Origin of the sequence: Lactobacillus hamsteri DSM 5661 = JCM 6256 (assembly GCF_000615445.1) — a bacterium.
Lineage (GTDB): Bacteria > Bacillota > Bacilli > Lactobacillales > Lactobacillaceae > Lactobacillus > Lactobacillus hamsteri.
In genome coordinates this window covers 1-7,220 of record NZ_BALY01000048.1, presented here as the reverse complement: position 1 = coordinate 7,220, position 7,220 = coordinate 1, and the positions used below count along the sequence as shown (strand labels likewise).

Genomic DNA, 7,220 nt, shown 5'->3' with positions numbered 1-7,220 from the left:
TTTATTTTCTATTAATAGCTTAAAGCGCGGTGACCATCTAATGCCCAATGACGAAGAAATGTATCTTCACTCATTTTGCGTTTGGTTCCAGTCCAGGGATCATTATAATAAATGGTCTTATCATGGTAGCCTGTCAATGTAATTGCATGGTTAGAAAAACCGTCAAACCAGCCAACCCAGGCAACAACCAAGTGAGAACGCAAAAGCTTCTTTTTAATTGCTGATAAACTGCAATTAGTCATATTAACGGCTTTGCCCAGATAATGTTCTACGACGGGTTTAACACCATTGGGAGCTACCCAATAACCACCTGGAAATTTCTTATATGGTGAGCCAATAAAGCCTTTATTAGGATTGCTGCTACGAGGCATAATTTTTGCGGCTTGGTGTTTCGTAACTTTTTTACCGGCAAAATTAAGCATCATAGTTACGGCAGTAATTTCGCATCCCGTTGGCATTTCAGGGCGTTGAGAAATCACCTTGGCATTATTCTTAATCCCAGTTATTGAGCCGTTTTTATTGATCCAATAATACGCCTTTTTGGTCTTGGTATTCTTGAATTTACGTTTGCCAGTTTCATCAAAATAACCGTAACTTGATTTTTTAGGAATCTTTCTGACATCTTTCAACATAATACCGTTTTTATCAAACAGATACCATGAAGAATTAATCTTTTTAAGCCCCTTTAATGCCTTGCCGTTCTTCAAGTAATAATGATTATTATTCTTAATTACCCAGCCGGTTTTGCCTTGAGGTTTTGCATTAGGTTGAGTGCTTGTATTATTAGAAGATTGCGAATTATTTTCTTTATTATTTTCTTCAGTCTGATTGGAATTAGAATTGTTAGGCTTATTACTTTCGGTAGGCTGTTGATTATGTTGAGATTGTTGATTTTCTTGATTTTGATTATTATCTTGTTTTGTACTTTGAACAGTACTTTGATTACTAGTATTTACTTCGTCAGCTTGCACGATTTTACCAGATGATACAAATAATCCAACTGAAGCGGCAATGCTAAATAAATATAAAAATTTTGCTTTCATAATACCTTCTCGCGTAAATATAATTTATGATATTGTAGATTTATATAAATAATCCATTGTCTATACCTATTGTAGCAGTAATGGATTAAAAATTCTGATATTTTGTAAAAGTTAAGACTGATATAATAGTAGAGAAGGACAATAGCGAGGTATGAGTTAATGTCGAATAAAAGACAGTATATTTGGTGCTTAATTGAATTCCCTAATGGTGATCAAAAATGGTATTGTGTCAGTCGTGTGCTTCGAGAAGCTTTATTGTTAGAGAAAAAGCAAAATCATTTTTGGAAAAATTCTATGATTGGCAACTATCTAACAGTCTCAACTAGTCAATATGTGAGAGATCAGACGCGCTTAACTGTAGGTAAAGTAAGGAAAATTAGCATTTCTGATCATAAAACTTATAAGTATAATTGGACGAGAAATCAATTTATTACAGAAGCACATCTTATGAATTTTAAAAGTGCCTATAATTATCTAAAGCATGATTATAATTGGTATAATCGTCTGTCAATTTGGGTAGCGCTAAGATATTGGCATAACTTGCTTTTACAAAATAAAGTGAAAAGAACTAAAAAGAAAATTAATAAACTTCGTGGCCGACTAATTAATTACCGTGCTAGAAAAAATTTTTAGTTATTTTATATAAAAATCAGTGTCAACAATCCTGATAAAATCAAAATTTACTCAGAGGGGTTCTCTAGTTATTGATTTATCAAGGTTATTGACACTTTTTATTTTGCTCTGTATAGTCGGTGACATAAACACTATTGCGCGCAATTCGAATAAATCATTTTAGACTATAAGTGAGGAAACAATAGTGAAAAAACAGCGGAGAATTGATTGCTCCCTTCCATTTATGTGGGCGATCTTATTTAGCATTATCGTAGCCATTTCAATGTTCATGCAGTGTAAGCCAGTAAATGCTGCTGATAGAATAAATATAGGTTCTAATAACATATATGTGCTGGATCAAAAAACGCAAAAGACTAGAACAGAATATTCTGACGGGGATTTTATAAGTGTAGTTCTTAACTATTCTGGAGAAATTAAGTCAGGACAAAGAATTGTTGTAAATTGGGATAGTAAAGATAAAAATAATAAGGCATATTTAACGGCTATCAGTGAAGAAAAAGACGTTTATATCCTTGATAAAAACAAGAATCAAAAAATTAAGGTTGGCTTTTGTACTGTATCTAGGGATAAGGCTGTAATCGTTATTGATGATGGTTTGCCTAATTCTTATAAAATAAATGGATTTTTTAGCTTTAATCTACAAGTTCGAAATACAGATAATAAGGAACATTCTTTAAAAGTAAGATTTAATAATGATGAGATGCTTATAAAGGTAATGGGCAATACTACTTTTTTAGATGAAAAAAAACGTCTTTGCTAATGTTATACCTGATGAGCAGATGGAGAAAGATTATATTGAATGGAGTTTACCATTATCCAGTAAGGGATGGACTATATCTGAATTATCTGACGGTCAAGAGATTGATCTGGATAGTATAAAATTCAAAATACTTTATAAAGAAAGACATGATATAGAGTATACTTTAAGCCAATTAAGAAAGATTTTTCCAAATCTGAAGTTGAAAGTAACTAATAATAAGATCTATTTTAATCTAAATGCTAAGCAATTACCTAAGTATGAAATAGTAATGTCTTATCGAAGCAAAGTAACAGATCATAATCAGATAAGTTTTAATAATAAAGTATCTTTAAAAGAAAAGAGCTATCAGAGTATTGTTCCTAATACTAACCTTAAAATAAGAATTAACACTATAGCTTTGGATAGTATGCCTAGTGATTCTGATAATGATGATAGCTTTGAAAAGTATAATGAGCAGAGTAATAAGGCTGATTATAGTAAAATAGATTATAAGAATAAAAATAAAGATAGTGATTCATCCCATATGGAAGATAGAGATAGAAATAAATATCAACCATATAAGTATAATCGATATAAACATTTTGCTTATAAAGAAAATTGGGATGATAGATACCATAGTAAAGATTATAAGTATAGACATAGACGAGTACATCGTAATAAGTTACCAAAAACTAATGAAAAGAATGATTCTTTAATGTGGCTTGGGGGAATGTTAGTTAGTCTTTCTTTGGTAGGGATGCTATATGTTAGAAAATATATGATTTAACATAAAGAAAGTGTAAATAGTTATGTATCAAAGTATTAAAGAGAAGTTTATTACCCTTGCTGACACTGAAAAAGCTCAACAATTAGAAGGATATATGCGTAATCAGTTTCCCTTTTACGGATTACAATCTCCTCAAAGAAGAGAAGTTTACAAAGATGTATTAAAAGCCGCAAAGAAGAATAAAGAAATTGATTGGCAATTATTAGATGAAGCTTGGAATGATGATCACCGAGAATTTCAATATTTTGTCTGTGACTATTTACTTAATATGAAAAAGTATCTCAATTATGAGGACATTCCTAAAATTGAAAAGTATGTTAGAAGCAAAGAATGGTGGGATACTATTGATTCTTTAATGAAGTTATTTGGAGATTTAGGTTTAAGAGACAGTAGAGTTGATCAACTAATGCTCGATTGGTCGGTAGATCCAGATTTTTGGGTGAGAAGGGTAGCGATTGAACATCAATTGCTTCGAAAAGAAAAAATGAATACAGATTTATTGTCCAAAATCATTTGCAATAATTTGAATAGTAATGAATTTTTTATAAATAAAGCAATAGGCTGGGCACTTAGAGATTATTCAAAAACTAATCCAACTTGGGTTAAGAATTTTATTGAAGAGCATAGAGACAACCTAGATAAGCTTTCAATTAGTGAAGGAAGCAAATATATATAATAATATTTTGTTATATTTTTCATATTTTCTTAATTTAAGAGTATAATAAATACATACTAAACCGTAATGTATTTATTGAAAGGGGCGCTTACTTTGGCAAAACTGATCAATCAAACTCTTAAATCATGTAAAGATACTGATAAATATATTTTTATCTCGGATATTCATGGCAATGAAGAGACATTAAAACTTATCGATCAAGCAAGAGAAGATTTTCCAAATGCGCTTCTTGTAACTGGCGGAGACTATATAGATGGACGAAATAATGTTAAAGATGTTCTTGATTATTTAATTAGGGCTAGGGATGAAGGAGCCATTGTTCTTAAAGGAAATCATGAACAGATGCTTCTAAATTATGCTGAACATAAAGAGCATCAAGATGGTATTTGGTTTTACAATAGTGGAGCTGATACTCTTAAGCAATTATTTAATGAAGTTGTTAGTCCTAAAGTAGTACAACAAAGCAAATATTATAAATTTCTATCTGAATTACCAATAATGTATGAAACACCTCAGTTCATTTTTGTTCATGCTGGTATACATTGTGATAAAAACTATGACGATCCATCTAACTATGCCACTGAGTTAAATATTGCCCGTCATCAATATACATATGATTTTTTTAGAATTTGGGCACGGCAAGATTATTGGTATAATCACAGGGATGAACCGGTATTCGCACATAATCTAACTAATAAGACTATTATAACTGGACATACTCCAACCTCTGCAATTTCGGGTCAATATGATGACGGAAGATCAGTTAATGCATCGATACTAAATCCTGTAAGAACTATTCAGTATGATGGAGAAGCAGCAAGAATATTTACTGATGGTGGTTCTCATTCTGATCCTAAAATTTATCCACATAATGATGGGAATGTTGTTGTATTAAATAGCGATGGGACCATTGAACATACTTATAATTATGAAAATACTTTAAAGCAATAAAAAAAAGGCGCCTTTTTGGCGTCTTTTTCATTCTGCTATTGGTAGCAGTTCGAATTGATAAGGCATTTTTCCTGTAATAACAAATGTCTCATAAAGCATACGTATAGCATGACTAACGGTTAATTTATAATCTTGTAAAACTTGCTTAGCAACAATAAAAGCTTCTTCATTTATAGATTTTTGAATCGTCTTTTTCTTTTCAAATTCGCATTCATTATTTTCTAAAGCTCTTATTGTAGAAATTTTACAAGCTGTTTCTTCCTCTGTTCTCGTTAATTTCTTAAATGGTAGTATTTTATTGTTAGCTATAAAATGAATAAAGCCGCTAATGAAAGTTCCTTGATTAAGACCAATTTTAGCTAAACAATGCTTTACTGTTGAAACTAGGTCAGAGTTTAGAGTCACGCTAATTATTCTTTTAATATGATTCACTTAATTGGTTCCTTTCCGATAGCTTATATTAATTTTGCCATATACAAATACTAAAGGAAAGTTAGTAATTAAATTTTAATATATCGATAATATTTATTACAAAAATTTCTTAATTTATGCTATTTAACCAAGCAATCAGCCGCTTAGCAATCATGTTTTGCTGCATTCGATTAGAAATAGTAGCGGTTCGATCTCCTTTTTGTGGTCCATAAGAACCAAAGCCACCATGATTTCCACCTTTAATAATTTCAAATTTTGTATCTGCTGGCAAATACTTTTTGTTTGCTTTGTACTTATCCCAATTTAAAACACCATCACGACTAGCTACAATAGATAAAGCAGAAATATTCTTATTCGAAAGATTTCCCTTTTCATCAGCATAAGCTCCTAAAAAGAATATTCCTTTTAAATGGCGATTCTTTATATTATTAGCATATCGCGTGGCCATTGCGCCACCTAAAGAATGACCACCTACTACATAGTTTTGCTTTTTAGTATTGATTAAATTATTAGCTGCATTGACGTAAAAAAATTGCCATATTTAATGGAAAATGTGCAATTTTTACTGTATATCCAGCTTGAGATACTTGTTTTGCCCATATAGAATATGAATCTGGTTTTACCAAAGCGCCAGGGTAGAAGATTACCGTCATTTTATTGTGTTTTGCTTTAAAAGTAGTTACTTCATTCGTTTCGGTTGCTACCTGACTTGCAATTTGAGCTTGATGTGATGGTTGATAAGTCGAAAAATGTAAGTAACTAACAGTTGCTACAACTAGAATTACAATTAGTAGGAGAATACTCCATATTATCTTTTTACTTCTTTTCATATTATTCACTCCAATAATTAAATACGGTAATCATTATAAAGAAAATAAGCGATAATAGCTAATACAGTTTTACATAATAATTATTAATTAAAGTACATAATATTGGTTTTTAGGATGGTTTTAGGTGATAATAATCTAAAAGTAAAATTTTTAAACTTAAGAGGTTATATATGAAAAATTGGATTATTACCGGAGCATCATCAGGAATTGGTAAAGGTATCGCGATTGCTGCATTAGAAGCAGGAAATCAAGTTATTGTAACTTCCCGAAATATTGACAAATTAGATGAATTAGCTAAGAAATACCCTGATCTCTGTATTCCCGCAGAATTAGAATTCGGGAAAAAAGATTCAGTAAAGCATTTTATCGAATTTGTTCAAAATAAAATGTCTAAAGTAGATGTCTTAGTCAATAATGCTGGTTATGGTTATTTAGCCACTATTGAAGAAGGAAAACGTGAAGAAATTAAACAGCTTTTCGATACTAATCTTTTTGGTCCACTTACCTTGACGCAAGCATTTTTACCAGAAATGCGTAAAAGTAAAAGTGGGGCAATTATTAATATTTCTTCCGTTGACGCAATTCAAGGTGGAATTGGATCATCATTTTACGCTGCAAGCAAGTCCGCATTAGAATTACTGTCAGATGGATTACAAAGAGAAGTAGTTCCATTTGGAATCAAAGTAATGATTGTTGAGCCTGGCAGTTTCAGAACTAATTTTTATGGCGATAATTTAAAAGAAACTAATGATAAAATTGCGGAATACGACAAAAAATTAGATGAAATTGATCGAAAGAAAGATATTCCTAATGATCATAAACAACCTGGCGATCCAATGAAAGCTGGAAAGGTGATTTATGATGCAATTCAAAAGGATGAATATCCAACTCGGTTGTTATTAGGTAGTGATGCCGTTGACTTTGCGACTGGTGAAATGACAAATCGATTAAATGAAATTCATAAATGGGAAAATACTAGCAAGAGTACAGACTATAAGAATGAATAATGAGAATCCACCTCTAGGGGTGGATTTTTGTTTAACTAGCTTTTTATAAATTAAGCGTTTACATCGTTGATAAATAAACTATAATTAAATGTATAGTTACGCAAGATTTGATTTTAGAAAGA

The 7,220-nt window shown here is 31.1% G+C and carries 10 protein-coding genes; 6 read left to right on the top strand and 4 right to left on the bottom strand.

Going from position 1 to position 7,220, the window contains the following annotated elements; all coding sequences use genetic code 11:
• Window positions 1-11: 11 nt before the first annotated feature.
• A complete protein-coding gene (locus JCM6256_RS10790; RefSeq protein WP_025081316.1) occupies window positions 12-1,043 on the bottom strand; it encodes a C39 family peptidase in 1,032 nt (343 codons plus the stop codon).
• Window positions 1,044-1,202: 159 nt separating this feature from the next.
• Between JCM6256_RS10790 and JCM6256_RS08805 the strand changes: the two genes are divergently transcribed.
• From JCM6256_RS08805 to JCM6256_RS08785, 5 genes are all read left to right on the top strand, one after another.
• Window positions 1,203-1,676 (top strand): DUF7679 family protein, encoded by a 474-nt coding sequence (locus JCM6256_RS08805; protein WP_025081315.1) that lies wholly within the window; start codon window positions 1,203-1,205, stop codon window positions 1,674-1,676.
• Between the two features lie 184 nt (window positions 1,677-1,860).
• Window positions 1,861-2,436, top strand: a complete 576-nt coding sequence (locus JCM6256_RS08800; RefSeq protein ID WP_025081314.1) for a hypothetical protein — start codon at window positions 1,861-1,863, stop codon at window positions 2,434-2,436.
• Window positions 2,414-3,202, top strand: a complete 789-nt coding sequence (locus tag JCM6256_RS08795) for an LPXTG cell wall anchor domain-containing protein (RefSeq protein ID WP_025081313.1) — start codon at window positions 2,414-2,416, stop codon at window positions 3,200-3,202. Before JCM6256_RS08800 ends, JCM6256_RS08795 begins: the two co-directional genes overlap by 23 nt.
• Before the next feature lie 22 nt (window positions 3,203-3,224).
• A complete protein-coding gene (locus JCM6256_RS10220; protein ID WP_035438536.1) occupies window positions 3,225-3,878 on the top strand; it encodes a DNA alkylation repair protein in 654 nt (217 codons plus the stop codon).
• 93 nt (window positions 3,879-3,971) lie between these two features.
• Window positions 3,972-4,829, top strand: coding sequence for a metallophosphoesterase (locus JCM6256_RS08785; RefSeq protein ID WP_025081312.1), 858 nt, complete (start codon window positions 3,972-3,974; stop codon window positions 4,827-4,829).
• Window positions 4,830-4,856: 27 nt separating this feature from the next.
• On the opposite strand, the gene JCM6256_RS08780 is transcribed toward JCM6256_RS08785, so the two are convergent.
• The 3 genes from JCM6256_RS08780 to JCM6256_RS10830 all read right to left on the bottom strand — a co-directional run bounded on the left by JCM6256_RS08780 (window position 4,857) and on the right by JCM6256_RS10830 (window position 6,091).
• Window positions 4,857-5,261 carry a hypothetical protein gene (locus JCM6256_RS08780; RefSeq protein WP_025081311.1) on the bottom strand — a complete coding sequence of 135 codons (405 nt, stop codon included), beginning with the start codon at window positions 5,259-5,261 and terminating at the stop codon, window positions 4,857-4,859.
• Window positions 5,262-5,370: 109 nt separating this feature from the next.
• Complete coding sequence (locus JCM6256_RS10835) at window positions 5,371-5,763, bottom strand: alpha/beta hydrolase (protein WP_338035060.1); 393 nt, start codon at window positions 5,761-5,763, stop codon at window positions 5,371-5,373.
• A 7-nt stretch (window positions 5,764-5,770) separates the two neighbouring features.
• Entirely contained in the window at window positions 5,771-6,091 is a 321-nt protein-coding gene (locus JCM6256_RS10830) for an alpha/beta hydrolase (protein WP_338035059.1), read from the bottom strand.
• Between the two features lie 170 nt (window positions 6,092-6,261).
• Between JCM6256_RS10830 and JCM6256_RS08770 the strand changes: the two genes are divergently transcribed.
• Window positions 6,262-7,098, top strand: a complete 837-nt coding sequence (locus JCM6256_RS08770) for an SDR family NAD(P)-dependent oxidoreductase (RefSeq protein ID WP_025081310.1) — start codon at window positions 6,262-6,264, stop codon at window positions 7,096-7,098.
• Window positions 7,099-7,220 lie beyond the last annotated feature (122 nt).

Coding starts and splice junctions, on each gene's coding strand:
- JCM6256_RS10220 (WP_035438536.1), top strand. CDS start 3,225: ATGTATCAAAGTATTAAAGAGAAGTTTATTACCCTTGCTGACACTGAA.
- JCM6256_RS08770 (WP_025081310.1), top strand. CDS start 6,262: ATGAAAAATTGGATTATTACCGGAGCATCATCAGGAATTGGTAAAGGT.
- JCM6256_RS10790 (WP_025081316.1), bottom strand. CDS start 1,043: ATGAAAGCAAAATTTTTATATTTATTTAGCATTGCCGCTTCAGTTGGA.
- JCM6256_RS10830 (WP_338035059.1), bottom strand. CDS start 6,091: ATGAAAAGAAGTAAAAAGATAATATGGAGTATTCTCCTACTAATTGTA.
- JCM6256_RS08795 (WP_025081313.1), top strand. CDS start 2,414: ATGAAAAAAAACGTCTTTGCTAATGTTATACCTGATGAGCAGATGGAG.
- JCM6256_RS08805 (WP_025081315.1), top strand. CDS start 1,203: ATGTCGAATAAAAGACAGTATATTTGGTGCTTAATTGAATTCCCTAAT.